This window comes from Symbiopectobacterium purcellii (assembly GCF_052050035.1).
Taxonomy (GTDB): Bacteria; Pseudomonadota; Gammaproteobacteria; order Enterobacterales; family Enterobacteriaceae; genus Symbiopectobacterium; species Symbiopectobacterium purcellii_A.
The window spans coordinates 4,639,926-4,664,046 of record NZ_CP189882.1 but is presented as its reverse complement, the minus strand read 5'-3'; the positions used below and the strand labels follow the sequence as shown (position 1 = coordinate 4,664,046).

The 24,121-nt window shown below is 48.1% G+C and carries 23 protein-coding genes and 9 pseudogenes; 14 read left to right on the top strand and 18 right to left on the bottom strand.

The window, feature by feature from the left end:
• Window positions 1-45: 45 nt before the first annotated feature.
• Both dsbB and nhaB read right to left on the bottom strand, forming a co-directional pair.
• Complete coding sequence (dsbB, locus tag ACQGXV_RS31670; protein ID WP_440864246.1) at window positions 46-576, bottom strand: disulfide bond formation protein DsbB; 531 nt, start codon at window positions 574-576, stop codon at window positions 46-48.
• A gap of 219 nt (window positions 577-795) precedes the next feature.
• Entirely contained in the window at window positions 796-2,334 is a 1,539-nt protein-coding gene (nhaB, locus tag ACQGXV_RS31665) for a sodium/proton antiporter NhaB (RefSeq protein ID WP_440864245.1), read from the bottom strand.
• A gap of 231 nt (window positions 2,335-2,565) precedes the next feature.
• On the opposite strand from nhaB, the pseudogene fadR reads away from it, so the two are divergent.
• The 4 genes and pseudogenes from fadR to ACQGXV_RS31645 all read left to right on the top strand — a co-directional run.
• Window positions 2,566-3,074, top strand: a pseudogene (fadR, locus tag ACQGXV_RS31660) (fatty acid metabolism transcriptional regulator FadR); the annotation flags it as partial.
• Window positions 3,075-3,264: 190 nt separating this feature from the next.
• Window positions 3,265-3,873 (top strand): annotated as a pseudogene (locus tag ACQGXV_RS31655) (IS3 family transposase); the annotation flags it as partial.
• A gap of 303 nt (window positions 3,874-4,176) precedes the next feature.
• A complete protein-coding gene (locus ACQGXV_RS31650) occupies window positions 4,177-4,581 on the top strand; it encodes a helix-turn-helix domain-containing protein (protein ID WP_440864244.1) in 405 nt (134 codons plus the stop codon).
• Window positions 4,533-4,865, top strand: coding sequence for a transposase family protein (locus tag ACQGXV_RS31645; RefSeq protein ID WP_440864243.1), 333 nt, complete (start codon window positions 4,533-4,535; stop codon window positions 4,863-4,865). The genes ACQGXV_RS31650 and ACQGXV_RS31645 overlap by 49 nt, the downstream gene beginning before the upstream one ends.
• A 13-nt stretch (window positions 4,866-4,878) precedes the next feature.
• On the opposite strand, the pseudogene ACQGXV_RS31640 reads toward ACQGXV_RS31645, so the two are convergent.
• Window positions 4,879-5,754 (bottom strand): annotated as a pseudogene (locus ACQGXV_RS31640) (IS256 family transposase); the annotation flags it as partial.
• A gap of 212 nt (window positions 5,755-5,966) precedes the next feature.
• Here ACQGXV_RS31640 and ACQGXV_RS31635 point away from each other — a divergent pair.
• Window positions 5,967-7,178 (top strand): IS256 family transposase, encoded by a 1,212-nt coding sequence (locus ACQGXV_RS31635; protein WP_440862551.1) that lies wholly within the window; start codon window positions 5,967-5,969, stop codon window positions 7,176-7,178.
• On the opposite strand, the gene ACQGXV_RS31630 is transcribed toward ACQGXV_RS31635, so the two are convergent.
• The 10 genes and pseudogenes from ACQGXV_RS31630 to ACQGXV_RS31585 all read right to left on the bottom strand — a co-directional run bounded on the left by ACQGXV_RS31630 (window position 7,175) and on the right by ACQGXV_RS31585 (window position 11,621).
• Entirely contained in the window at window positions 7,175-7,987 is an 813-nt protein-coding gene (locus ACQGXV_RS31630; protein WP_440864242.1) for a transposase family protein, read from the bottom strand. The two genes, ACQGXV_RS31635 and ACQGXV_RS31630, sit on opposite strands and share 4 nt — an antisense overlap.
• A gap of 82 nt (window positions 7,988-8,069) precedes the next feature.
• A pseudogene (locus ACQGXV_RS31625) lies at window positions 8,070-8,315 on the bottom strand (transposase); the annotation flags it as partial.
• 174 nt (window positions 8,316-8,489) lie between these two features.
• Entirely contained in the window at window positions 8,490-8,654 is a 165-nt protein-coding gene (locus tag ACQGXV_RS31620; RefSeq protein WP_440864241.1) for a hypothetical protein, read from the bottom strand.
• A 4-nt stretch (window positions 8,655-8,658) separates the two neighbouring features.
• Window positions 8,659-8,880: a hypothetical protein gene (locus tag ACQGXV_RS31615; RefSeq protein WP_440864240.1), complete on the bottom strand. Its 222-nt coding sequence runs from the start codon at window positions 8,878-8,880 to the stop codon at window positions 8,659-8,661.
• A 120-nt stretch (window positions 8,881-9,000) separates the two neighbouring features.
• Window positions 9,001-9,792 carry an IS30 family transposase gene (locus tag ACQGXV_RS31610; protein WP_440864239.1) on the bottom strand — a complete coding sequence of 264 codons (792 nt, stop codon included), beginning with the start codon at window positions 9,790-9,792 and terminating at the stop codon, window positions 9,001-9,003.
• A complete protein-coding gene (locus tag ACQGXV_RS31605; protein WP_440864238.1) occupies window positions 9,683-9,946 on the bottom strand; it encodes a hypothetical protein in 264 nt (87 codons plus the stop codon). The genes ACQGXV_RS31610 and ACQGXV_RS31605 overlap by 110 nt, the downstream gene beginning before the upstream one ends.
• A gap of 86 nt (window positions 9,947-10,032) precedes the next feature.
• Window positions 10,033-10,434 (bottom strand): annotated as a pseudogene (locus tag ACQGXV_RS31600) (cob(I)yrinic acid a,c-diamide adenosyltransferase); the annotation flags it as partial.
• Window positions 10,424-10,564 carry a hypothetical protein gene (locus ACQGXV_RS31595; RefSeq protein ID WP_440864237.1) on the bottom strand — a complete coding sequence of 47 codons (141 nt, stop codon included), beginning with the start codon at window positions 10,562-10,564 and terminating at the stop codon, window positions 10,424-10,426. The pseudogene ACQGXV_RS31600 and the gene ACQGXV_RS31595, both read right to left, overlap by 11 nt.
• A 13-nt stretch (window positions 10,565-10,577) precedes the next feature.
• Entirely contained in the window at window positions 10,578-11,339 is a 762-nt protein-coding gene (locus tag ACQGXV_RS31590; RefSeq protein WP_440867751.1) for a YciK family oxidoreductase, read from the bottom strand.
• 90 nt (window positions 11,340-11,429) lie between these two features.
• Window positions 11,430-11,621, bottom strand: coding sequence for a hypothetical protein (locus tag ACQGXV_RS31585; protein WP_440864236.1), 192 nt, complete (start codon window positions 11,619-11,621; stop codon window positions 11,430-11,432).
• A 31-nt stretch (window positions 11,622-11,652) separates the two neighbouring features.
• On the opposite strand from ACQGXV_RS31585, the gene sohB reads away from it, so the two are divergent.
• From sohB to mobC, 3 genes are all read left to right on the top strand, one after another.
• Entirely contained in the window at window positions 11,653-12,699 is a 1,047-nt protein-coding gene (gene sohB / locus ACQGXV_RS31580) for a protease SohB (protein WP_440864235.1), read from the top strand.
• Window positions 12,700-12,796: 97 nt separating this feature from the next.
• A complete protein-coding gene (locus ACQGXV_RS31575) occupies window positions 12,797-13,771 on the top strand; it encodes an IS30 family transposase (RefSeq protein ID WP_440862690.1) in 975 nt (324 codons plus the stop codon).
• A 303-nt stretch (window positions 13,772-14,074) separates the two neighbouring features.
• The gene (gene mobC, locus ACQGXV_RS31570; RefSeq protein ID WP_440864234.1) at window positions 14,075-14,821 is read left to right on the top strand and encodes a MobC family replication-relaxation protein; all 747 of its coding nucleotides are present in this window, start codon (window positions 14,075-14,077) and stop codon (window positions 14,819-14,821) included.
• A 216-nt stretch (window positions 14,822-15,037) separates the two neighbouring features.
• Here the strand turns inward: mobC and ACQGXV_RS31565 are convergent, their stop codons facing one another.
• The 4 genes and pseudogenes from ACQGXV_RS31565 to ACQGXV_RS31550 all read right to left on the bottom strand — a co-directional run bounded on the left by ACQGXV_RS31565 (window position 15,038) and on the right by ACQGXV_RS31550 (window position 19,131).
• A complete protein-coding gene (locus tag ACQGXV_RS31565; RefSeq protein WP_440864233.1) occupies window positions 15,038-15,853 on the bottom strand; it encodes an ABC transporter permease in 816 nt (271 codons plus the stop codon).
• A gap of 13 nt (window positions 15,854-15,866) precedes the next feature.
• On the bottom strand, window positions 15,867-16,697 hold the full coding sequence (locus tag ACQGXV_RS31560; protein WP_440864232.1) for an ABC transporter ATP-binding protein: 831 nt from the start codon (window positions 16,695-16,697) through the stop codon (window positions 15,867-15,869).
• A complete protein-coding gene (locus tag ACQGXV_RS31555) occupies window positions 16,684-17,709 on the bottom strand; it encodes an ABC transporter substrate-binding protein (protein ID WP_440864231.1) in 1,026 nt (341 codons plus the stop codon). Before ACQGXV_RS31555 ends, ACQGXV_RS31560 begins: the two co-directional genes overlap by 14 nt.
• 187 nt (window positions 17,710-17,896) lie before the next feature.
• Window positions 17,897-19,131 (bottom strand): annotated as a pseudogene (locus ACQGXV_RS31550) (IS3 family transposase).
• A 54-nt stretch (window positions 19,132-19,185) separates the two neighbouring features.
• Here ACQGXV_RS31550 and ACQGXV_RS31545 point away from each other — a divergent pair.
• Together ACQGXV_RS31545 and ACQGXV_RS31540 are read left to right on the top strand one after the other, a co-directional pair.
• Window positions 19,186-20,089 (top strand): annotated as a pseudogene (locus tag ACQGXV_RS31545) (IS256 family transposase); the annotation flags it as partial.
• A 268-nt stretch (window positions 20,090-20,357) separates the two neighbouring features.
• Window positions 20,358-20,504: a hypothetical protein gene (locus ACQGXV_RS31540; protein ID WP_440864230.1), complete on the top strand. Its 147-nt coding sequence runs from the start codon at window positions 20,358-20,360 to the stop codon at window positions 20,502-20,504.
• A gap of 41 nt (window positions 20,505-20,545) precedes the next feature.
• Here ACQGXV_RS31540 and ACQGXV_RS31535 read toward each other — a convergent pair.
• A pseudogene (locus ACQGXV_RS31535) lies at window positions 20,546-21,467 on the bottom strand (IS5 family transposase).
• 76 nt (window positions 21,468-21,543) lie between these two features.
• On the opposite strand from ACQGXV_RS31535, the pseudogene ACQGXV_RS31530 reads away from it, so the two are divergent.
• From ACQGXV_RS31530 to ACQGXV_RS31515, 4 genes and pseudogenes are all read left to right on the top strand, one after another.
• Window positions 21,544-21,870: pseudogene (locus ACQGXV_RS31530) on the top strand (DDE-type integrase/transposase/recombinase); the annotation flags it as partial.
• Between the two features lie 159 nt (window positions 21,871-22,029).
• Window positions 22,030-22,299 carry an integrase core domain-containing protein gene (locus tag ACQGXV_RS31525; RefSeq protein ID WP_440867750.1) on the top strand — a complete coding sequence of 90 codons (270 nt, stop codon included), beginning with the start codon at window positions 22,030-22,032 and terminating at the stop codon, window positions 22,297-22,299.
• Between the two features lie 171 nt (window positions 22,300-22,470).
• Window positions 22,471-23,019, top strand: coding sequence for a YniB family protein (locus tag ACQGXV_RS31520; protein WP_440864229.1), 549 nt, complete (start codon window positions 22,471-22,473; stop codon window positions 23,017-23,019).
• Window positions 23,020-23,194: 175 nt separating this feature from the next.
• On the top strand, window positions 23,195-24,094 hold the full coding sequence (locus ACQGXV_RS31515) for a transposase family protein (protein ID WP_440864228.1): 900 nt from the start codon (window positions 23,195-23,197) through the stop codon (window positions 24,092-24,094).
• Window positions 24,095-24,121: the final 27 nt, after the last annotated feature.

Below are 24,121 nucleotides of genomic sequence, written 5' to 3'. Positions count from 1 at the left end.
ACGTGTATGAAGCCAGATGGCGCAGGCCATCTGGCAACAACAGGATTAGCGGCTAAACAGATCGCGACGTTTAGGCTTGAACGGCTGGGCAATCAGCACCAGTACGCCCATCACCAGAAACGCACCGAAAATCACCAGCATCCACTGTGGCATAACCAGTGACAGGAACTGCCATTGGCGCTCGGCACAGTCACCGGAAGCAACGAACACGGAGGGCAGCCACTTGTCCAGCGGCAGCCATGACGGGAAGTTGACAAAGAAGTCACACACGGCAAACGGTGAAGGATGCAGCATGACATTGGTGTGCTCCCAGGCGAGCTTTAATCCTTCGACTGCACTGTAGATCCATAGGAAAATTGCTGGATAGCGCAGCTGCGTCGCGGGTGCGATAGCCCCCAGCAACCCGGCACCCATCACGCCGAACAGTGCGCTGCGCTGGTAGATACACAGCACACAAGGTTTGAGCAACATGACATGCTGAAAATAAAGCGCGACCAATTCAAAGGCAAACGCCGTCAAAGCCATTAACAGCCAGGCACCGCGCCCACGTGAGCAGCGGTTAAGAAATCGCAACATAACGAATATTCCATGCTAAAAAAAATGATCGATTTGGCGGCAAAGACGGTACAGGCAATGACGCCATCATTTCACTGAGCAAAACGTAACAATCTATTTATTTGATACTCTTTATATATCATTTTTGCGATTGCCATCCTTTGACGCATAGCACGCTACGGTTAAGCGTTGTAACCCGTTCACTATACACGATAGTTGTGCGTAGCGATGCGTCTGTGTTTACAGTTTTGGTAGCGCTATCCACTGCCATTCAGTAAACAGTTCAGTTGCAGGCACTAACGCGAAGGCAACGCACAGCCAGCCTACCAGCGTCATTACTATCGTATAGGGCAGTGCCATGATCACCATTCTGCCATAAGAAAGTCGAATGAGCGGTGCCAGGGCCGAGGTCAGCAAAAAGAGAAAGGCGGCCTGTCCGTTGGGTGTCGCGACTGAAGGCAGGTTAGTACCGGTGTTGATCGCTACGGCTAACAGTTCAAACTGTTCCTGTGAGATGTGGCCTTGTTCAAAGGCCTGATGCGCCTCGTTGATATAAATAGAGCCGACGAACACATTGTCAGAAATAGAAGAGAGCAGGCCATTAAACAGATAAAACAGCGTAAGCTGGTTTTGCTCCGAGCCCTGAAGCACAAACTGAATCAGCGGTGTGAACAGTTGCTGGTCAATAATCACCGCAACAATGGCAAAGAACACGGTAAGCAATGCCGTAAAAGGCATCGCATCCTGAAAGGCTTTGCCGATGGAGTGTTCTTCTGTAATGCCGCAAAACGAGGTAACCAGAATAATAACGCTCAGTCCGATTAAACCGACTTCTGCCAGGTGAAATGCCAGGGCTGCAATCAACCAGATGCCAATAACGCCCTGAATCCACAGCATAGTACGCTCTTGCGGTGCCCGTTCGGCGCTGGTCTTACGCTCGTAATCTTCCAGCACCTGACGCACGGTATCCGGCAGTGCGACGCCATAGCCGCAAATTTTTACATGCTCTACCAGAATGCAGGTAGCGATACCGCACAGGAATATCGGAACGGTAACTGCCGACATACGCAAGAAGAAGCTGGCGAAATCCCAGCCAGCGGTTTTCGCAATAATCAGGTTTTGTGGCTCACCGACCATGGTCATCACGCCGCCAAGAGCTGTACCCACGCCCGCATGCATCAATAAACTGCGTAGAAAGGCGCTAAATTGTTCCAACGTTTGCGCCTGCTCGTCGGTGATCGACTGGGACTGTTGATCCAGCCCGTTGATGTACCGGTGGTAAATATCATAAAACCCGGTGGCAACGCCAATCACCACCGCAATGACGGTCAAGGCATCCAAAAAAGCAGACAGAAATGCGGCCGCCAGGCAGAAGGCGATTGAAAGCAGCGCCTTGGAACGGATGCGCAACAACAGTCGAGTCAACACGAACAGCAACAGCGGCTTCATAAAGTAGATGCCCGCAACCATAAATATCAGCAGTGTGATGACGGGAATATTGCGAGAAACCTCATGCCAGATCTGCTCTGGACTTGTCATGCCGATAAACACCGCCTGCAGAGCCAGTAGTCCGCCGGGCTGGAGCGGATAGCATTTCAGGGCCATACCCAGAGTAAAAATAAACTCTGCGGCCAGTAACCAGCCCGCTAAAAAAGGACTGACCAAAAAAAACACCAAGGGATTGAGGATGAGGAAACCCAGCAGGGTTAATTTATACCAGCCGGGGCATTGCCCCAGAAAATTATTTTGCAGTGCGCGTCTTATCGACATGTCCGTCATTATGTTTACGGTTCCCTTATTGTCTAACAGTGTGAAATCTGAGTTACCGTTCACTTACGGTAAACGACCGGGTCAATACTAAGCCCAATGCAGTGACTTTTAAATAAATGAGCGGGTGAAGTGTCACAGTTTCTGTCGGAATTCTGTTTTTGTCTCCATGCCACGCTATGTCATAGCGGACTGCTCTGGTATGATGAGTCCGCTTTTATATCGCAATGGAACATCACACACATGGTTATCAAGGCGCAAAGTCCTGCTGGATTCGCGGAAGAATATATTATCGAAAGTATTTGGAATAATCGTTTTCCTCCCGGTTCAATCTTACCTGCGGAACGTGAGTTATCGGAACTGATCGGGGTACCACGTTGCGCGAGGTGCTACAGCGCCTGGCTCGTGATGGCTGGCTGACGATTCAGCATGGTAAACCCACGAAAATCAACAATTTTTGGGAAACATCCGGGCTGAACATCCTTGAAACACTGGCGTGACTCGATCACGACAGCGTCCCGCAGTTGATTGATAATCTGCTGGCTGTGCGCACCAACATTGCCGCGATTTTTATTCGTACTGCGCTGCGTCAACATCCTGATAAGAGCCAAGAAGTATTAATACAGCGGGCCAGTGTCGAAGACAACGCCGATGCATTTACACAACTGGATTATGCAATTTTCCGTGGATTGGCGTTTGTTTCCGGTAACCCGATTTATGGATTGATTCTTAACGGGTTGAAAGGGCTGTATGGCTTTGTTGAATAATTTAAGATACTGATTTATATAAGCATTATAAAATTTCAACGACTAATTTTTCCTCTCGGAATGCTTTTTATTGTGCTAACTATTTGATTTGTCGTTCTAACAAAATACATTCTCTGTAAATGCATTCTAACTAAAGAAGATGTAAATCAAACGGTTAAATTATTCAACAAAGCCCAACGGTGCCCGCAGGCTGCGCCTGGACCTGCAGGATGCCGGTTATCATTACAATCGCAAAACCATCGCTGCCAGCCTGCGCCGGCAGGGGCTGAAGGCGAAAGCGGCAAAAAAATTCAGGGTGACAACAGATTCGAAGCATAATCGTCCGGTGGCGCCGAATCTGCTACAGCAGGATTTCACAGCATCAGCCCCGAACCAGAAATGGGTCGGTGACATCACTTACTTATGGACGGAAGCGGGTTGGGTTTATCTGGCTGTAATAATTGATTTATTTTCACGAGCCGTTGTGGGATGGTCAATGTCGGTAAGGATGAAGTCGGGCCTGGTCTGCGATGCCCTGCAGATGGCCCTGAGCCGACGGGGTTCCCCAGAGGGCGTCATCGTCCACTCGGATCGTGGCAGTCAGTACTGTTCTGATGATTATCAGAAGTTAATTAAAATCAGTAAATTAACATGTAGCATGAGTGGAAAAGGCAACTGTTATGATAACGCGTGTGCTGAAAGTTTTTTTCACAGTTTGAAGGTGGAGCTGATCCACGGCGAACACTTTCCTGACCGGGAAACCATGAAATCTGAGGTGTTTAACTACATTGAGGTGGATTACAATGGCTTTGTTGAATAATTTAACCGTTTGATTTACATCTTCTTTAGTTAGAATGCATTTACAGAGAATGTATTTTGTTAGAACGACAAATCAAATAGTTAGCACAATAAAAAGCATTCCGAGAGGAAAAATTAGTCGTTGAAATTTTATAATGCTTATATAAATCAGTATCTTAAATTATTCAACAAAGCCGATTACAATCAGAAACGGCGGCATAGCACGCTGGGCTATGTCAGCCCGATGGTATTTGAACGACAAGTCCTCTCTTAAGGGCGTGTCCACCAAGTCTGGGCCAGATCATGTTATTTGATTTATCGGAAAAAGAATCGAAAAGATCACGAGCGGCAGATGGGTGCAGGGCAGAAAGGATTTATCCCAACCCCATTAGATAAACTGCTTTTTATTTTATTGTATTTAAAATGTTATCCGACCTATGATTTGCAAGGACTTCTTTTTGGTTTAGATAGAACACGGGTATGTCGCTGGGTAAAAATATTATTGCCGGTTTTAGAGATGACCTTGGGGCGAGAATGTGTTTTGCCCGCTCGTCAAATTCGCTCTGCTGAGGAATTTTTTCGCGCCTTTCCTGGAGTTAAAGACGTCTTTATTGATGGGACAGAGCGACCTGTCCAAAAGCCTAAGAATCTGCGTCGGCGAAAAAAATGTATTCGGGAAAGAAAAGACAGACCACTCGAAAAGGGCTTATTATGACTGACGAAACAAGGCAAATTGGATTTATCCCCATGAGCAAAAATGGGCGCCGTCACGATAAACGCTTACTCGATAAAGTCGATATAATTCGCCATATTCCTCCTGAGGTAACCATCTGGGCAGATACCGGTTTTCAAGGTATAGATAAACAGCATCCTAATACACAAATCCCAAAAAAAGGAACTCGAAAAAGACCTTTATCGCCTGAACAAAAACAAGAAAATAAAATAATCTCGGGCATCCGTATTACAGTTGAACACGAGTCTGTAAAGAATTTCGTGTAAATGGCTCCATCGCTTAACCGGAAATCCGATCTCCATACATCAACATGAATTGGCTCATAGCCGGTTTCCAGTCTCTGACTGGTAGGGTCCATTTAGCCGAGATATTATGCAAGGCTAGATAGAATAATTTTAGCACCGAGTCATCCGTTGGAAATATTCGTCGCGTTTTCGTTATCTTGCGCAATGAAGCATTTAACGACTCTATCGCGTTGGTGGTGTAGATAACCTTGCGAATCTCCGGCGGAAAATCAAAAATGACGATGAGACGTTCCCAATTATTTCTCCACGATGGGCTGATCGTCGGGAACTGCTCATCCCATTTGGACGCGAAGGCATCCAGCGCCTCTTCAGCGCCCTCTAGCGTTGCGGAACTATAGATAGTGCGGAGGTCAGCAGCAACGGCTTTACGCTCTTTCCAGCCGACGTAGCGCAGCGAGTTCCGCACCTGATGCACGATGCAGAGCTGTACCCGCGTATGCGGGTAAACAGCTTCAATGGCATCAGGAAAGCCCTTCAGGCCATCGCAGCAGGCGATGAAGATGTCCTGTAGCCCACGATTTTTCAGTTCTGTCATTACAGATAACCAGAACTTGGCCCCCTCGGTTTTGGCTATCCATAGCCCCAGCAGCTCTTTTTCGCCCTGGCCGTTGATGCCTAGAGCCAAGTAAACAGACTTGTTGGTCACGGCTCCGCCGTCCTGGCTTTTGACCACAATACAGTCAAGGTAAACAATGGGATAAAACGCATCCAGCGGCCGTTGCTGCCCGCGCTTAACGTCATCCATCACGGCATTGGTCACTTGAGAAATGAAGCCAGCGGAAACATCGACCCCGTAGACTTCTTTAAAGTGAGCCTGAATATCACGGGTTGATAGCCCTCTGGAATAGAGAAAGCGTGTTGCTTAATAGTGAAATAAGGGTGTTTCGGTGATTGAAGTAAATTTTACGCTGTTCTGAGATGGAAATTCCAAAGACCGGCGCTAAGGAGTAAGAAGGTATAGCCAAGCGACTTAATTTTGATTACACCATATGGACTGAGAACGAGACTGTAAAATAATCTGTGTAAATGGCATTTTGAGGAAAACCTTCAAAGGATAACAAAATGCCTATCAGCAACGAACTTATTGACCAACTGCTTCAAGATTGTCACTCCCCTCAGGATCTGCTGGGTGAATCAGGCCTACTCAAGGTGCTGACTAAAAGACTGGCGGAACGGGTTCTTGAAGCTGAGATGGAGATGCACCTTGGGTATGCTAAGCATGACCCGGCTGGTAATCATTCAGGCAACTCACGCAATGGCAAGACATCCAAGAGCGTACGTAGCCAAAATGGGGAGATCGAGCTCGATATTCCGCGCGACCGCAACAGTACCTTCGAGCCGACACTGATCGGTAAGCACGAAAAACAGCTTAACGGCTTCGATGACCGCATTATTTCTCTCTATTCCAGAGGGTTATCAACCCGTGATATTCAGGCACACTTTAAAGAAGTCTACGGGGTCGATGTTTCCGCTGGCTTCATTTCTCAAGTGACCAATGCTGTGATGGATGAAGTTAAGCGCTGGCAGCAACGGCCGCTGGATGCGCTTTATCCCATTGTTTACCTTGACTGTATTGTTGTCAAAAGCCAGGACGGCGGAGCCGTGGCCAACAAGTCTGTTTATCTGGCCCTCGGCGTCAACGGCCAGGGCGAAAAAGAGCTGCTGGGGCTATGGATAGCCAAAACTGAGGGGGCCAAGTTCTGGTTATCTGTGATGACAGAACTGAAAAATCGTGGGCTAAAGGACATCTTCGTCGCCTGCTGCGATGGCCTGAAAGGCTTTCCTGATGCCATTGAAGCTGTTTACCCGCATACGCGGGTACAGCTCTGCATTGTGCATCAGGTGCGGAACTCGCTGCGCTACGTCGGCTGGAAAGAGCGTAAGGCCGTTGCTGCTGACCTGCGCACCATCTATAGTTCCGCAACGCTAGAGGGCGCTGAAGAGGCCCTGGATGCCTTCGCGGCCAAATGGGATGAACAGTTCCCGACGATCAGCCCGTCGTGGAGAAATAATTGGGAACGTCTCATCGTCATTTTTGACTTTCCGCCGGAGATCCGCAAGGTTATCTACACCACCAACGCAATAGAGTCGTTAAATGCTTCATTGCGCAAGATAACGAAAACGCGACGAATATTTCCAACGGATGACTCGGTGATAAAATTACTCTATCTAGCCTTGCATAATATCTCTGCTAAATGGACCTTGCCAATCAGAGACTGGAAACCTGCTATGAGCCAATTCATGTTGATGTATGGAGAACGAATCTCCGGTTAAGCAATGGAGCCATTTACACAAAATTCTTTACAGACTCTGTTCACTGTAATACGGATGCCCGAGATTATTTTATTTTCTTGTTTTTGTTCAGGCGATAAAGGTCTTTTTCGAGTTCCTTTTTTTGGGATTTGTGTATTAGGATGCTGTTTATCTATACATTGAAAACCGGTATCTGCCCAGATGGTTACCTCAGGAGGAATATGGCGAATTATATCGACTTTATCGAGTAAGCGTTTATCGTGACGGCGCCCATTTTTGCTCATGGGGATAAATCCAATTTGCCTTGTTTCGTCAGTCATAATAAGCCCTTTTCGAGTGGTCTGTCTTTTCTTTCCCGAATACATTTTTTTTCGCCGACGCAGATTCTTAGGCTTTTGGACAGGTCGCTCTGTCCCATCAATAAAGACGTCTTTAACTCCAGGAAAGGCGCGAAAAAATTCCTCAGCAGAGCGAATTTGACGAGCGGGCAAAACACATTCTCGCCCCAAGGTCATCTCTAAAACCGGCAATAATATTTTTACCCAGCGACATACCCGTGTTCTATCTAAACCAAAAAGAAGTCCTTGCAAATCATAGGTCGGATAACATTTTAAATACAATAAAATAAAAAGCAGTTTATCTAATGGGGTTGGGATAAATCCTTTCTGCCCTGCACCCATCTGCCGCTCGTGATCTTTTCGATTCTTTTTCCGATAAATCAAATAACAAGCTGAAAATTCAGCGGCTAAATTTTTCAATTCTTCGACTGATAATCCAATGATTGCTTTACATAAACGATTATCTCGTAACAACCGCTCTTTGTTGATCATTTCAAACCTTTATTCTCTAAGTTAAACCTCTTTTTATTCTCAATAGCCTGACAAAAAATGCAAGTCTCTATTCAGCAACTAGTTTTTTAAAGTGTGCCTGAATATCACGGGTTGATAACCCTCTGGAATAGAGAGAAATAATGCGGTCATCGAAGCCGTTAAGCTGTTTTTCGTTCTTACCGATCAGTGTCGGCTCGAAGGTACTGTTGCGGTCGCGCGGAATATCGAGCTCGAGCGCCCCATTTTGGCTACGTACGCTCTTGGATGTCTTGCCATTGCGGGAGTTGCCTGAATGATTACCTGCCGGGCCATGCTTAGCATACCCAAGGGCTTTGTTGAATAACTTAAGATACTGATTTATATAAGCATTATAAAATTTCAACGACTAATTTTTCCTCTCGGAATGCTTTTTATTGTGCTAACTATTTGATTTGTCGTTCTAACAAAATACATTCTCTGTAAATGCATTCTAACTAAAGAAGATGTAAATCAAACGGTTAAATTATTCAACAAAGCCATACCCAAGGTGCATCTCCATCTCAGCTTCAAGAACCCGTTCCGCCAGTCTTTTAGTCAGCACCTTGAGTAGGCCTGATTCACCCAGCAGATCCTGAGGGGAGTGACAATCTTGAAGCAGTTGGTCAATAAGTTCGTTGCTGATAGGCATTTTGTTATCCTTTGAAGGTTTTCCTCAAAATGCCATTTACACAGATTATTTTACAGTCTCTGGGGGAACGATAGCCCAGCGATTTTCTGCCCCTTGTATTGAGTATGTGTTCGAGTTCGGCAATCTTACGATGACTGACCTGACTGAAGTCTGTTCCCTTTGGGTAAAAACGGGCTTTGTTGAATAATTTAAGATACTGATTTATATAAGCATTATAAAATTTCAACGACTAATTTTTCCTCTCGGAATGCTTTTTATTGTGCTAACTATTTGATTTGTCGTTCTAACAAAATACATTCTCTGTAAATGCATTCTAACTAAAGAAGATGTAAATCAAACGGTTAAATTATTCAACAAAGCCGTAAAAACGTCGTATCAGCCCGTTGGTGTGCTCATTCAAGCCCCTCTCCCAGGAATGATAAGGATGGGCAAAGTAGACCTGCGCCCCTGTGATTTGAGTAATTTGCTCGTGCAGAGCGAATTCAGGGCCGTTATCAGCTGTTAGGGTCTTAAACTTGCAAAAGGTATTAGCTTCAATGTCCCTGAAAGCAGCAACCACAGTCTCCGCACGCTTATTAGGCAGTTTGAGAATGATGACGTTTTTCAATGCTTTATCTACGATGGTTAACAAGAATGACTTCTGGTCTTTGCCAAAAATAGTGTCAATTTCGAAGTGGCCAGGCTCCTGTTTAAGCTCGGCTTGAGCTGGGCGATACTCAATACCAACACGGTTGGGAATAGGGCCTGATTTGAGGTTTTCGGCATTGTACCTGTAACGTTTTCCCCGATGAGGAAGTTGCTGATATAGCTCCCCGCCAGCCTGTCTCTCCTGCAGGATATAGCGATATAGCGTATTCTTGCTGACAGATATACCGAATTCCAGGTGCAAACGGCCACTGATGATTTCAGGTGAAGAGTGAGTGGAAAGCGCCTGCCTGATGAAGTTCTGAATGTGTGGCTCCAACGGGTAAAAAGCATTGTTTGGCAGAGGCTTATGACGGCGTTTCCGGGCCAGAGTGTTCGCCCTTCTACAGCAGTAGACACCATTGAAAGTAGGGTCGGTATTGCGTCTGAGTTCCCTGCTGATGGTCGAGCGAGGCAGAGCAAGCTCTCTGGCGATGGTATAGCCAAGCGACATTATTTTGATAACAGCCAGCTATGCTTCTTTGCCGCATATCAGGGCATAGGATGTAATCATTTTTAAGTCGGTTGGCTATAGCTTGGTTGACACCTTCACCACGCCGCTTTTCGATGTAGAACCGTTCTTTCTGAGTCAGATGTTTTCCCTGCATGCAACAGGCTCTCCAGTATGGCCAGAACGGTGATTTTATCCGACTCTGGCAAGTGGGTCACTTTGTTGCGTTTCGAGTGGGAATGGGGCGCTCACTACCTTTTCAAGTGCCAGATAGTCATAGCTCACCATGTAGGTCAACTCATCCAGGATCACCAGATCGAGCGAGGCATCGGACAACATGCGTTTGCCGTGTTGCCAGACGGCCTGCGCTGCTAGCGTATCGCCGGTGCGATCCTGCGTATCCCAGGTAAACCCTGTTGCCATCACCTGAAATTCAACTCCGTGATCGGCGAGCAGATTACGCTCGCCGTTAGGCCATTCACCTTTGATAAATTGAATCACGCCGACGCGCAGGCCATGTCCTACCGCGCGTGTCGCGGTGCCAAAGGCCGCAGTGGTTTTTCCTTTGCCATTACCGGTGAAAACCATCAGGATGCCGCGCACCTCGTTGGCCGCCGCAATATAGCCAACCGACTTAAAAATGATTACATCCTATGCCCTGATATGCGGCAAAGAAGCATAGCTGGCTGTTATCAAAATAATGTCGCTTGGCTATACGTTCGTCAACCTGTTGTTTCAGCTTTTTCTGGCGCTGCTTGTGGCGATCGTTATCCATTGTTGAGGCTCCCTTATACGGCTGGAGCGGGCTTTCTTCCCGGCTGTGCGTCGAAACTCATCCCGGTTTTGCGTTTGCTGTCATCGCCCATTAAATAAAGGTAGAGCGGCATAATCTCAGCTGGGGTTTTGAGGCGTTGGGGATCTTCATCCGGGAACGCGCTGGCGCGCATTGCGGTGCGTGTTCCCCCCGGATTGATACAGTTAACGCGTAAATGTTGGTTGCGATACTCATCTGCTAATACCTGCATTAGCCCTTCTGTGGCGAATTTGGAAACTGCATAGGCTCCCCATTCTGCACGGCCCACGCGACCCACGCTGGAACTGGTGAATACCAAAGAGGGGCTGGTTGCTTTTAGCAACAGGGGTAACAATGCCTGCGTCAGCATAAAGGTGGCATTCACGTTAACTTGCATCACCTGATGCCAGGTCGCCGGATCCTGTCCAGCGATCGGTGCGATATCTCCGAGCAACCCCGCGTTATGCAGCACGCCGTCAAGGTGCGTTATCTGTTTTTCCAGATCAGTTGCCAGTGCAGTGCAAGCCTGTTCAGTTAGCGTCAATAAATCGCAGGGCACAATAAGCGAATGCGTCCCCGTTTCACGCAGGATTTCTGCTTGCACATCCTGTAATTTATGCTCGGTGCTCCCCAACAGGATCAGCCGGGCACCGTGGCGTGCGTAGGTGATCGCGGCTTCACGCCCGATACCATCGCCCGCGCCGGTGACCAGAATAAGGCGGTGTTTGAGAAGGTCATTCATAGGTTGATAATGCACGGTGCTTTCCTCTATACGCCGCAAATCCTAAGACGTAACGGCAGTTATGCCTCAATGCTACAGTGAATTCAATGCGCGTCGGGCGCATTCTTAGGCCTCTGCGGTAAAAAACAGCAACAGGCGTAAAAAACCATGAATAACATCGCCATATTTCACGCCATAAGTTAGGCTGTCTTTTTGCTCTCGCGCCGGTTTGATGAAAACCGTGGAGTGGCGTAAGACGAGCGGTATGATGGTGTGGTGTGTCGCAGGCAACTGCGCAGGTAACATCGGCGGCGTCATGATATGACTCAGTAAACGAGGGACGGTATTTGTGGAATTGCTTTCTCAGTACGGCTTATTTCTGGCAAAAGTAGTCACGATAGTGCTGGCCATTGGCGCACTGGTCGTGTTGACCTTTGGTGTCACGCAGCGAAAACGCCCACGAAAAGGGGAGTTGCAGGTGATGAACCTGGGTGATCAGTATCGCGAAATGCAAAATGAAATGCGCGACACTTGCATGAGTGATGCGGCACGCAAACTGGTTGCGAAGCGTAAGAAAAAAGAGGACAAGGCTGCAGCCAAAGAAGAAAAACTGCGCGCCAAACGCGGCGATGAGAAAGTGGTGAAGCCACGTTTTTACGTATTGGATTTTAACGGCAGCATGGACGCCGGTGAAGTCTCTGCGCTGCGTGAAGAGGTCTCTGCGGTGCTGGCGGTCGCTACGCCGCAGGATGAAGTGCTGTTGCGCCTGGAAAGCCCCGGTGGTGTGGTGCACGGCTACGGGTTAGCGGCTTCTCAGTTACAGCGCTTGCGTGACGGCGGTATTCGGTTGACCGTCGCGGTGGACAAGGTTGCTGCCAGCGGTGGATACATGATGGCGTGTGTGGCCGATCGTATTGTCGCAGCTCCGTTTGCCATCATCGGCTCTATCGGCGTGGTGGCTCAGATCCCCAACTTTAATCGGTTGCTGAAAAACAATGATATCGATGTGGAGCTACATACCGCCGGTGAATATAAGCGCACCCTGACGCTGTTTGGGGAGAATACGGATCAAGGGCGTAAAAAATTCCGTGAAGAACTGAACGTGACCCACGGTCTGTTTAAACAGTTTGTCAAAGAGATGCGACCCACGCTGGATATCGATAAAACGGCCACGGGCGAGCATTGGTTTGGCACACAGGCGCAAACGTTAGGGCTGGTCGATGCGATTGGCACCAGTGACGATTTACTGATTCAGGAAATAACCACGCATGAAGTGCTGAGCGTGCGCTATACACGTCGCAAGCGCCTGCTGGATAAAATCATGGGAAACGCGGGTGACTCCGCTGAGCGTCTGTTGCTGCGTTGGTGGCAGCGCGGCAGCCACCCGTTCGTTTGATGCGCTTAGCCCCATTCCCAGTCGAAATGCAACAAAGTGACCCACTGGCCAGACCCGGATAAAATCACCGTTCTGGCCCTACTGGAGATCCCGTTGCATGCAGGGAAAACATCTGACTCACAAAGAGCGGTTCTACATCGAAAAACGGCGTGGTGATGGGGTTAACCAGGCCACCATCGCCCGGGAACTGGAGCTTCCTCGTTCTACCATCAGCAGGGAGCTCAGACGCAATACCGACGCCGCTTTCAACGGGGTCTATTCCTGCAGAAGGGCCGAAACGTTGGCCAGAGGGCGGCGGCAGAAAACACGGCCGGACAGCGTGATTAACCAGCTTGAACCGCACATTCAGGACTTTATCAGAACGGCGCTGTCTACCCACACCTCACCTGAGGTCATCAGTGGGCGCCTGGTCCTGGAATTTGGCCTGTCCGTCAGCAAGAACTCGCTCTATCGCTATATCCAGCAGGAGCGCCGGGCCGGCGGTGAGCTGTATCAGCAGCTCCCTCATCGGGGTAAACGGTATAACTATCAGACCGATGAGAACAAACGCGGTCCTATTCCCAACCGTGTTGGCATTGAGCAGCGGCCGGCCGTTGCTGACCTCAAGCAGGAACCCGGGCATTTCGAGATTGACACCATCTTTGGCAAAGATCAGAAATCATTCCTGCTGACGGTGGTCGATAAAGCCGTCAAGCTGGTCATCATTCGCAAACTGCCCAACAAGCGAGCAGAGACAGTGGTAGCGGCCTTCAGGGACATCGTTGCCAATACCTTCTGCGAGTTTAAAACCCTGACTGCTGACAACGGTTCTGAATTTTCCCAGCACGGGGAAATTACAAAAGTCACGGGGGCACCGGTCTACTTTGCCCGGCCATATCATTCCTGGGAACGCGGGTTGAATGAGCATACCAACGGGCTGATACGGCGTTTTTACCCGAAGGGAACGGACTTCAATTATGTCACCCATCGCAAGGTTGCAGCACTCGAACACCTGCTCAATACGCGAGGCCGAAAATCGCTGGGTTATCGTTCTCCAAATGAGGTATTTTTAACGCACTTACAGGCGGCATAATGCCCTACCGTTTTGTTGCGTTTCGACTGGGAATGGGGCTATCCGCTACTACAACCTAGACAGGCATCATGCCGCTAACGGGGATCTGTCTCCGGTGCGTTATGAACAAATGGCTGAGAAAAAAGTGTCCTGATTTACTTGACCAGTGCATAATTTTGGTCAAGGACTAATTTGGCGGTTTCACATTTAAATTCAGCAGTAATTATTTTACTCATTTTGGCACCTATAAAAATTATGAGGTAAGCATATCACCTCTACTTAGGTGGCCAAATTCAGTATGCCACTACATTTTAAGGGGGCGTAATGCTTTTAGCCACAAACAGCGAGCGCCGCGAGCGTAACCATGAAAAGATCCGCATCCTGCTGAATTTTTTGAAGGAAGAGACTTACAGCGACTTTCAAACCCTCAATATGCTGTTTGGTTTTAAACACCACAAATCACTTTATGATTTGCTGGATAAAGTGACAAATATGGGGCTTATACAGAAGCACACCTTGGAATCACGCTCCAGCAAAATAGCGCTGTGGGGCATCACTAACGATGGTATTGCCGTTGTTCTTACACCGGAAGATAGCGTAATGCCGTCACGTTTTGAGCCATACCGCATAACAGGCTGGTCGCTGGATCATCACCTGGATAACCAGCTCGTTCGCCTCACTCTTGAGAAAAAAGGCGCTGTTAACTGGATTAACGGTGATCGCTCAACATTCCTTAACCAGTTCAACGTAAAACACCGCCCGGACGGGCTTATTTCCCTCCCTGACGGTCGCATGATAGCGGTTGAAACAGAGCGCCGCATAAAAACCAAAGCGCGGTATCAGTCCATCATGGCCAGTCACCTTGTAGCAATCAGCGAAAAGCACTGGCGTTACGTTTTTTACGTCACCCCGGATGAACAAAAAAAACGCGCCCTGCATGTCATTTTTAACAGCATCAGCAGTGTGATCGTCAAAAATCAGCACGTCACTCTGGAGGCTAAACACCGCGATGTTTTTCGCATCTACACCACGGAAGAACTCGCAACACTGGAGTTATCAAACTATGTGTAGCGACCTGCATTTATAAATGATCAGACCTGCATTTACCCCTGATTTTCAGCCCATATTAGCTGCAACCAGCCGCGGTCTCAAACCCACAATAGCAGCAAATGAGCCTGCATTTATCCGAGCCAACCTGCATTCCATTTTTGCCAACCCACATTAGCTGCAAATGAAAATTCATTCCCCGAAACAGCTTCATTGGCAAATGTTGTTCACCCGATAAAATTATTTAACTTGCCTGTATTTAAATGCATAGCGCTCAATAATATTAATCCCGGAGTCTAATAACAGAGCAAACAGGGTAAGTAACAACGTTCCGGCAAGGATAGTATTGATATCAAAACTTCCTTCCGCCTGAAGGAGTAAATATCCAATCCCCCGGTAAGAGCCTAAATATTCCCCCACAACTGAACCGACGAAAGCCAGGCCTATAGCCATATGCAAACTTGAAAATACCCATGACGTGGCGGATGGAAGGTAAATAGTCATTAGTTGTTGGCGTTTATTTGCTCCTAGCATACGGACATTGTCCAGCAAAACAGGGTTTACGTCACGAACCCCCTGCCATACGTTAAAAAAGACGACAAAAAATACCAGGGTTACAGCAAAAGCTACTTTTGACCATATACCAAGTCCAAACCACATAGCAAAGATGGGGGCGAGGATCACGCGTGGTAACGAGTTTAATGCTTTGATATAAGGTGAGAAAATTGCAGATAACAGCGGATTTATCCCCAGAAGAAGTCCCGCCACCATCCCCATCGCCGTACCAATGATAAATGCCAACAAGGTTTCAGCGAGTGTAATAATGAGATGAGGATAAATTTGCGCCGGAAAATGTAACGACCAGAGAACATGGTCACCCCAGGCGATGTCCAGAACTCCCTCACCTTCAGTAAACCATTGCCAGAGGGTGATAACCACACGCTGAGGATCACCAAAGAAAAACGCCAGCTGTGGATCCCACGATACCATTTCCCAGACAGCAAGCGCACTGCAGAATACAGACAGTTTACCCAGCACAAGCAAGGCTGGTTTCATTTCGGAATTGCTATTACTCATGATGGGATAAATTATGTTGGTAACTTTTCAGCACTTCGTCACGAAGTACATTCCAGATATTCTTATGTAGTCCGACAAAATCTGGATGGGTACGAATTTCTGTTACATCACGTGGGCGGACCAGGGGAACTGAAAATTCGCCTATTGGGTGTGTGCCTGGCCCGGCCGAAAGGACAATAACCCGATCGGCCAGGGCAATGGCTTCGTCCAGATCGTGCGTAATAAACAGCACCGCACTGCGTTTTTTTTCCCAGAGTGCGAGCAATTCATTTTCCATTAGCTGACGGGTTTGAATATCCAGTGAAGAAAAAGGTTCATCCATCAGGATAATGTCAGGATCAAGAATCAAGGTTTGCGCCAGGGCCACACGTTTACGCATGCCTCCGGACAGCTGCGAAGGATAGTAGTCTGCAACAACGCTTAACCCGACGCGGGTTAACCATGACCTGCCCAGTGAATCAGATTCAGTCGCAGGCATCCCGCTATACCCCAATCCCAACACCACATTTTCCAGAACCGTCAGCCAGGGCAGTAATACTTCATCCTGAAACATATAGCCTGAGTGTGAATTAATACCGTCCAGAGGTTTATCAAATACCGTAATATGACCGGAAGAAGGCGCGAGCAAGCCAGCGCAAAGCTTCAACAATGTGGATTTACCACATCCTGTTGGCCCGACCAGTGAGACAAACTCTCCGGCTGAAATCTTCAGGCTGGTTTCGGCCAGTACCGTTCTTTCTGTCTGTGGACGAGACTGGCCATAACAATATGAGACAGCGTGCAGTTGCAGTGCCGTCTCACTATAAAGGTCATTTCTGTTCATTGCGCTGTGCCTCAATCACGTAACGGTCAGTCCATGTTCGTGATAGATCGATATGCTCAGGCTGAATAGACGGATCGAACGTCGAAAGGGCATGTAATGCTGTTTTTGTGGCTACCGGTGTAAACAGACCATCCCGGGAGATAGCGGGACGTATATTGGTAAAAGCCATTTTATAAAGGGTTGGATCCCCGAGAAGATAATTTTCGGGTACCAAAGCAGCGACCTCTTCAGGAGAAGCGGTGTTCAGCCAGCGTAATGCTTTCAGCATCGCTGATGTTACAGCCTGAATCGTTGCCGGATTGTTCTTCAGAAATGACTCTTTGGCGTACAGTGAGCCAGCGGGCATTGGCCCGCCAAAAATGGCTTCTGTACCTGCTTTTGTCCGTGTATCAGCGACAATAATAATGTCGTTACTTTTCTCAAGCAGAGAGATAACCGGTTCCGTATTGGCGATGGCATCAATACGTCCGAAACGCAGGGCGTCCACTGCGCCAGCGGTGGTGCCGACACCAATGAAGGAAACATCACCTGGTTTCAGCCCCGCCCGGGCAAGCACCACATTTGCCACCATATTAGTGGAGGAGCCCGGTGCACTTATCCCGATTCTTTTACCTTTCAGATCGCTAATCTGATGATAATCCGGCATGGTTTTCCGTGACACAGCTACCACAATTTGCGGTGCCTGCCCGGTCATGATAAACGCGGTAATATATTGATTTTTATTCTGTAAGGTAATTGTATGCTCATAGGCTCCACTGACTACATCAGCACTTCCGCCAATCAGTGCCTGTAACGCTTTCCCACCGCCAGCGAAATCCGCAATATCAACCTGTAAACCAGCCTCTTTAAAATAGCCTTTCCGCTCTGCAATCGTCAGCGGCAGATTGTATAAAACGCTTTTCCCTCCCACTGCAATAGTGAGGCGCGGCCTTTCCAGTGGCAGGGCAGAAGATACGGCGTGAAGACTGAACAGTAATAACCCCGCCAGCATTCCCTTCAAAACAAATTTCATAGCTGTTTCCTTTCTCTATAAATGGCATCGTATAATTTATGTAAGATAATCGATTGGTTAAATATTATTCAATCATTTTTCTGAACGTCCAGTAAACGGTCGTTTTATGGAGCCTTAGCCGTGATGCCAACGATCGGCCTGCAACCCGCAGGGCAGGATTGCATTTTCTCTGCACTGGTCAAGTAAATCAGGACACTTTTTTCTCAGCCATTTGTTCATAACGCACCGGAGACAGATCCCCGTTAGCGGCATGATGCCTGTCTAGGTTGTAGTAGCGGATATACGTCGCCACATCCTGCTCCATGTAAGCCCGTGTTGGCTGGGGTACCAGCAGCAACCATTCATGTTTCAGACTGCCCCAGAAGCGCTCCATCACCGCATTATCCCAGCAGGCACCCACGTCTCCCATACTGCTCCTCAGCCTGTAGCTGCTCAGCAGCGCCTGAAAGCGTTGTCCCGTGTACTGCGCCCCCCTGTCCGTATGCACCACCAGGCCCGGGGGGGGGGAGTTCGCAGGTTATATGCCTTCATCAGGGCCCCGCAGACCAGCGATGAGGTCATCCGTCTGTCCACCTGCCAGCCCACTATCTGCCGGGAGTACAAATCCATAATAGCCGCCAGATACAGCCAGCCTTCACCGGTCTTCAGATATAGCCAACCGACTTAAAAATGATTACATCCTATGCCCTGATATGCGGCAAAGAAGCATAGCTGGCTGTTATCAAAATAATGTCGCTTGGCTATACGTGATGTCACTCGCCCACACCTGATTTGGCCCCGGCGGGTTAAAATTCTGGTTCAGCAGGTTTGGGGCCACCTCTGCACCCGGGCGGGGTTTTGTCGTGACCTTATAAGTCCGGCGCTGTCGGCAGACCAGCCCCTATTCCTGCATGAGTTTCCTCACCCGCCAGCGGCTGATTATGATGCCTTCTCCACGAAGCCTTTTGACCAGCGTCCGGCTTCCTGCTCCCTGCCTGCTGGCGGCGAACAGCGCCTTTAACCTGACCCGGACCTCCACGTCTTTTTGCAGCGGTTCGGCGAGCTTTTTTCGCCATGCATACCAGGCAGAGGCCGTCACACGCATGACCCGACAGAGTGTACGAACGCTGAAGTCAGTGGCATTGTCGAGAATGAACCGGTATCTCACGACATATGTTTCGCGAAGAAGGCACTCGCCTTTTTTAGTATCTCCTTCTCTGTACGTAACTCTTTGTTTTCCTTTTGTAACCGTTTTAACTCTGCACGTTCATCATCGCTGAGTACGCCGTTGCTCTGCTCGCGTGCCAGCGAGACCCATGTATGCAGGGTTTTGTTGCTTATGCCCAGCGATGCTGCTGCCCTGGCTATCGTATAGCCCTGCTCTGTTACCAGGGCAACGGCTTCCTTTTTAAACTCAGGGGTAAATTGTCGTTTATGGTTCACTAAACACCTCCGTTTTGGATGTAAGTTTAGTGTCCTGATTATTCAACCACTACAGTTTCCGCTGGCTTCATTTCTCAAGTGACCAATGCCGTGATGGATGACGTTAAGCGCTGGCAGCAACGGCCGCTGGATGCGTTTTATCCCATTGTTTACCTTGACTGTATTGTGGTCAAAAGCTAGGACGGCGGAGCCGTGACCAACAAGTCTGTTTACTTGGCTCTAGGCATCAACGGCCAGGGCGAAAAAGAGCTGCTGGGGCTATGGATAGCCAAAACCGAAGGGGCCAAGTTCTGGTTATCTGTAATGACAGAACTGAAAAATCGTGGGCTACAGGACATCTTCATCGCCTGCTGCGATGGCCTGAAGGGCTTTCCTGATGCCATTGAAGCTGTTTACCCGCATACGCGGGTACAGCTCTGCATCGTGCATCAGGTGCGGAACTCGCTGCGCTACGTCGGCTGGAAAGAGCGTAAAGCCGTTGCTGCTGACCTCCGCACTATCTATAGTTCCGCAACGCTAGAGGGCGCTGAAGAGGTCCTGGATGCCTTCGCGGCCAAATGGGATGAACAGTTCCCGACGATCAGCCCATCGTGGAGAAATAATTGGGAACGTCTCATCGTCATTTTTGATTTTCCGCCGGAGATTCGCAAGGTTATAGCCAAGCGACATTATTTTGATAACAGCCAGCTATGCTTCTTTGCCGCATATCAGGGCATAGGATGTAATCATTTTTAAGTCGGTTGGCTATATCTACACCACCAACGCGATAGAGTCGTTAAATGCTTCATTGCGCAAGATAACGAAAACGCGACGAATATTTCCAACGGATGACTCGGTGCTAAAATTATTCTATCTAGCCTTGCATAATATCTCGGCTAAATGGACCCTACCAATCAGAGACTGGAAACCGGCTATGAGCCAATTCATGTTGATGTATGGAGATCGGATTTCCGGTTAAGCGATGGAGCCATTTACACGAAATTCTTTACAGACTCGGCTACTGCGCTCTTAATGTCCGACTCACTGAAAAATTCTCGGTAGTTGAAAAGCTAAGAGCGCTTTATCCAGTGAAAGCGTTGTGTCGTATTTTTAATGTTCACCGAAGCAGTTATCGCTATTGGTGTCGACCTAAGGAGCCAGATATTGAGCGGACGATAAAACGTAGCCTGGTCAGCGAAGCGTGGAACGTTAGTGGCGGGTCTGCGGGCGCAAGGACTATCGCCACGATGGTTACCAATACACACGACGTGAAACTTGGGCGGTGGTTAGCGGGTAAGTTGATTAAAGAATTAACCCTCGTTAGTTGCCAAACAAGAAAACATCAATACAACCGCGGGGGAAATGAACGTATTGATATTGGCTTTGTTGAATAAATCAGAATTAGCCGACAGGATGACTCCCTCTGCTACACCTGTTATCCTATCCTGACGCTGTGTGGCATACCCAACAACGTCATACGGTTCAGCGCTTTGACCATCGCTATGGCTTCACCTACTTGAGCCTCATAGTCACGCAGGCTCAGATGGCCACCCAGCAAAGTTTTTATGCGGAACATCGCTGTTTCTGCCACTGAACGCCGGTGATAACCCACTTTCTTTTTCCACATATCATTACTCCCGCTCAGACGCTGATTCGCCACCGCATGGTTACGTTTATGGTACTTGTCCGGCCAGTATTTGGCTCCGCTTCGCGGCGGGATAAGGGGCCTGATTTTCTTTCTTAGCAACGCATCGTGGCAGTAACGGGCGTCATAAGCACCGTCTGCTGACACTTCCCTGATTTTTCGGTGGGTTTGGTTAATCAGGCCCGGCAGTGCCTGCGCATCTGTCGTTCCGCTGAGCGATAAGTCGGCACAGATAATCTCATGCGTCGCACTGTCTGCTGCCAGATGAAGCTTGCGCCACACTCTTCATCTGTCAGCCCCATGCTGCCTGACTTTCCATTCACCTTCGCCAAAGACCTTCAGACCGGTACTGTCGATGACCAGATGCGAGATTTCACCACGCGTTGGCGTTTTTATGCTGATACTGACGGTTTTTGCCCGCCGACTGACCAGAGAGTAGTCCGGGCAGCACAGTGGCAGGCTCATCAGTGTAAAAACCGAGTCGACAAAGCCCTGTAATGCCCGGAGCGACAGGTTAAACACGCGCTTTATCATCAAAACCGTGGTAAGCCATATCGGTGTAGTAAAGCGGCCGACCACGACCTTCAGGCGAAGAACTGTCAGTCCATGCAGCGATGGCCGACTCATCAAGCCAGACCGTCAGGGAGCCGCGTTGTCTGAGTGCTTTGTTGTAGGTGGGCCAGTTGGTGATTTTAAACTTTTGCTTTGCCATGGGGAGCTGCTATCGGGAGCGATGATAGTGCTTTGATCCGGCGATCCCCTGAAAGTTCGATTTATTCAACAAAGCCATTGATATTCCAAATCTGCTCAATAGGCAGTTCGCTGTTACCAAGCCTGACCAGGTTTGGTGCGGCGATGTAACCTATATTTGGACAGGCGCCCGATGGGCGTATCTGGCGGTGGTATTAGATTTATTTGCCCGAAAACCCGTGGGTTGGGCAATGTCGTTTTCGCCAGATTCAGAATTAACAGCCAAAGCACTACAAATGGCTTGGGAACTGCGTGGGCATCCCAAACAAGTCATGTTTCATAGTGACCAAGGAAGCCATTACACCAGTCTTCAGTATAGGCAGGCATTGTGGCGTTATCAGATGACCCAAAGTATGAGTCGCAGGGCTTTGTTGAATAATTTAACCGTTTGATTTACATCTTCTTTAGTTAGAATGCATTTACAGAGAATGTATTTTGTTAGAACGACAAATCAAATAGTTAGCACAATAAAAAGCATTCCGAGAGGAAAAATTAGGCGTTGAAATTTTATAATGCTTATATAAATCAGTATCTTAAATTATTCAACAAAGCCGAGTCGCAGAGGAAATTGTCGGGATAATAGTCCGATGGAGCGATTCTTCCGTAGTCTGAAGACTGAATGGGTGCCAACGACTGGCTACCAAAGCTTTAGTACTGCTCAATCATCCATTATTCGCTACATAACCCATTATTATAGCGATGTCAGACCTCACTGGTATAACGGTGGGTTAACACCAAATGAATCAGAACGGCTGTCCCATCAACAGTCAGGTAGGGTGGTCAAATTTAGTTGACCACTACATGGGACCTTGTGTAATGGTGCCTGCACTGCCTATCAACGATTATTATGTTTATAATGCAATGGGATATGTCAGCGGCTTCTGTTTCGGCGTTGCCTGCCCACTCTCCGGCGTTGAAGGTGCCGGATGAAGGCTATTTTATCGCGTCATTTATAAGGGGAACTCATGACGTACCAACAGGCGGGTCTTATTGCGATTATAAAACGCATCGCAGGATGGATCCTTTTTATCCCGGCGCTGCTCTCAACCTGCATTTCGCTGGCGAACTATGTCTATCAATATACGCAAAAAAAGCAGGGTATTGATGCGGTACTTCTGGATTTCCTGCACCTGATGATTGACATGACGCGCTTTAACACGCCGTTTCTTAACCTTTTTTGGTACAACTCGCCGATGCCGGATTTCTCCCGGCCCTTCGCTGCGGCCAGCATCATGTTCTGGATTATCTATCTACTGATTTTTGTCGGGCTGGCACTGCAAGTTAGCGGTGCGCGCATGTCGCGGCAGGTGCGCACAGTGCGTGAGGGCATTGAAGATCAGGTGATCCTGGAGAAAATGAAGGGGAGTGAGGGACGAACCCGCGAAGAGCTGGCGTCACGGGCAGAAGTGCCACACCACACCATTTTTCTGCAATATCTCCCGCTTTATATCATGCCCGTTATTACCGCCGTTGTTGGTTATCTGGTTTTGCGCTTGCTGAGCGTATCGGTGTGATAGCAGTTGCCCCCCTTGCGCCGTCATGCGCAAGGGGGGCGTGACTCACGTGGTCAACTGCTGCTCAATAGCGTGTTGCGCCGCAATAATAAACTAGTTGCTGAATAGAGACTTGCATTTTTTGTCAGGCTATTGAGAATAAAAAGAGGTTTAACTTAGAGAATAAAGGTTTGAAATGATCAACAAAGAGCGGTTGTTACGAGATAATCGTTTATGTAAAGCAATCATTGGATTATCAGTCGAAGAATTGAAAAATTTAGCCGCTGAATTTTCAGCTTGTTATTTGATTTATCGGAGAAAGAATCGAAAAGATCACGAGCGGCAGATGGGTGCAGGGCAGAAAGGATTTATCCCAACCCCATTAGATAAACTGCTTTTTATTTTATTGTATTTAAAATGTTATCCGACCTATGATTTGCAAGGACTTCTTTTTGGTTTAGATAGAACACGGGTATGTCGCTGGGTAAAAATATTATTGCCGGTTTTAGAGATGACCTTGGGGCGAGAATGTGTTTTGCCCGCTCGTCAAATTCGCTCTGCTGAGGAATTTTTTCGCGCCTTTCCTGGAGTTAAAGACGTCTTTATTGATGGGACAGAGCGACCTGTCCAAAAGCCTAAGAATCTGCGTCGGCGAAAAAAAATGTATTCGGGAAAGAAAAGACAGACCACTCGAAAAGGGCTTATTATGACTGACGAAACAAGGCAAATTGGATTTATCCCCATGAGCAAAAATGGGCGCCGTCACGATAAACGCTTACTCGATAAAGTCGATATAATTCGCCATATTCCTCCTGAGGTAACCATCTGGGCAGATACCGGTTTTCAAGGTATAGATAAACAGCATCCTAATACACAAATCCCAAAAAAAGGAACTCGAAAAAGACCTTTATCGCCTGAACAAAAACAAGAAAATAAAATAATCTCGGGCATCCGTATTACAGTTGAACACGCCATCGCGGGTATCAAGCGCCTCGGTTGCATGACCCAAATTTTACGGAATCGTAGACCCTTTATTGATGATACCTTCTTACTCCTTAGCGCCGGTCTTTGGAATTTCCATCTCAGAACAGCGTAAAATTTACTTCAATCACCGAAACACCCT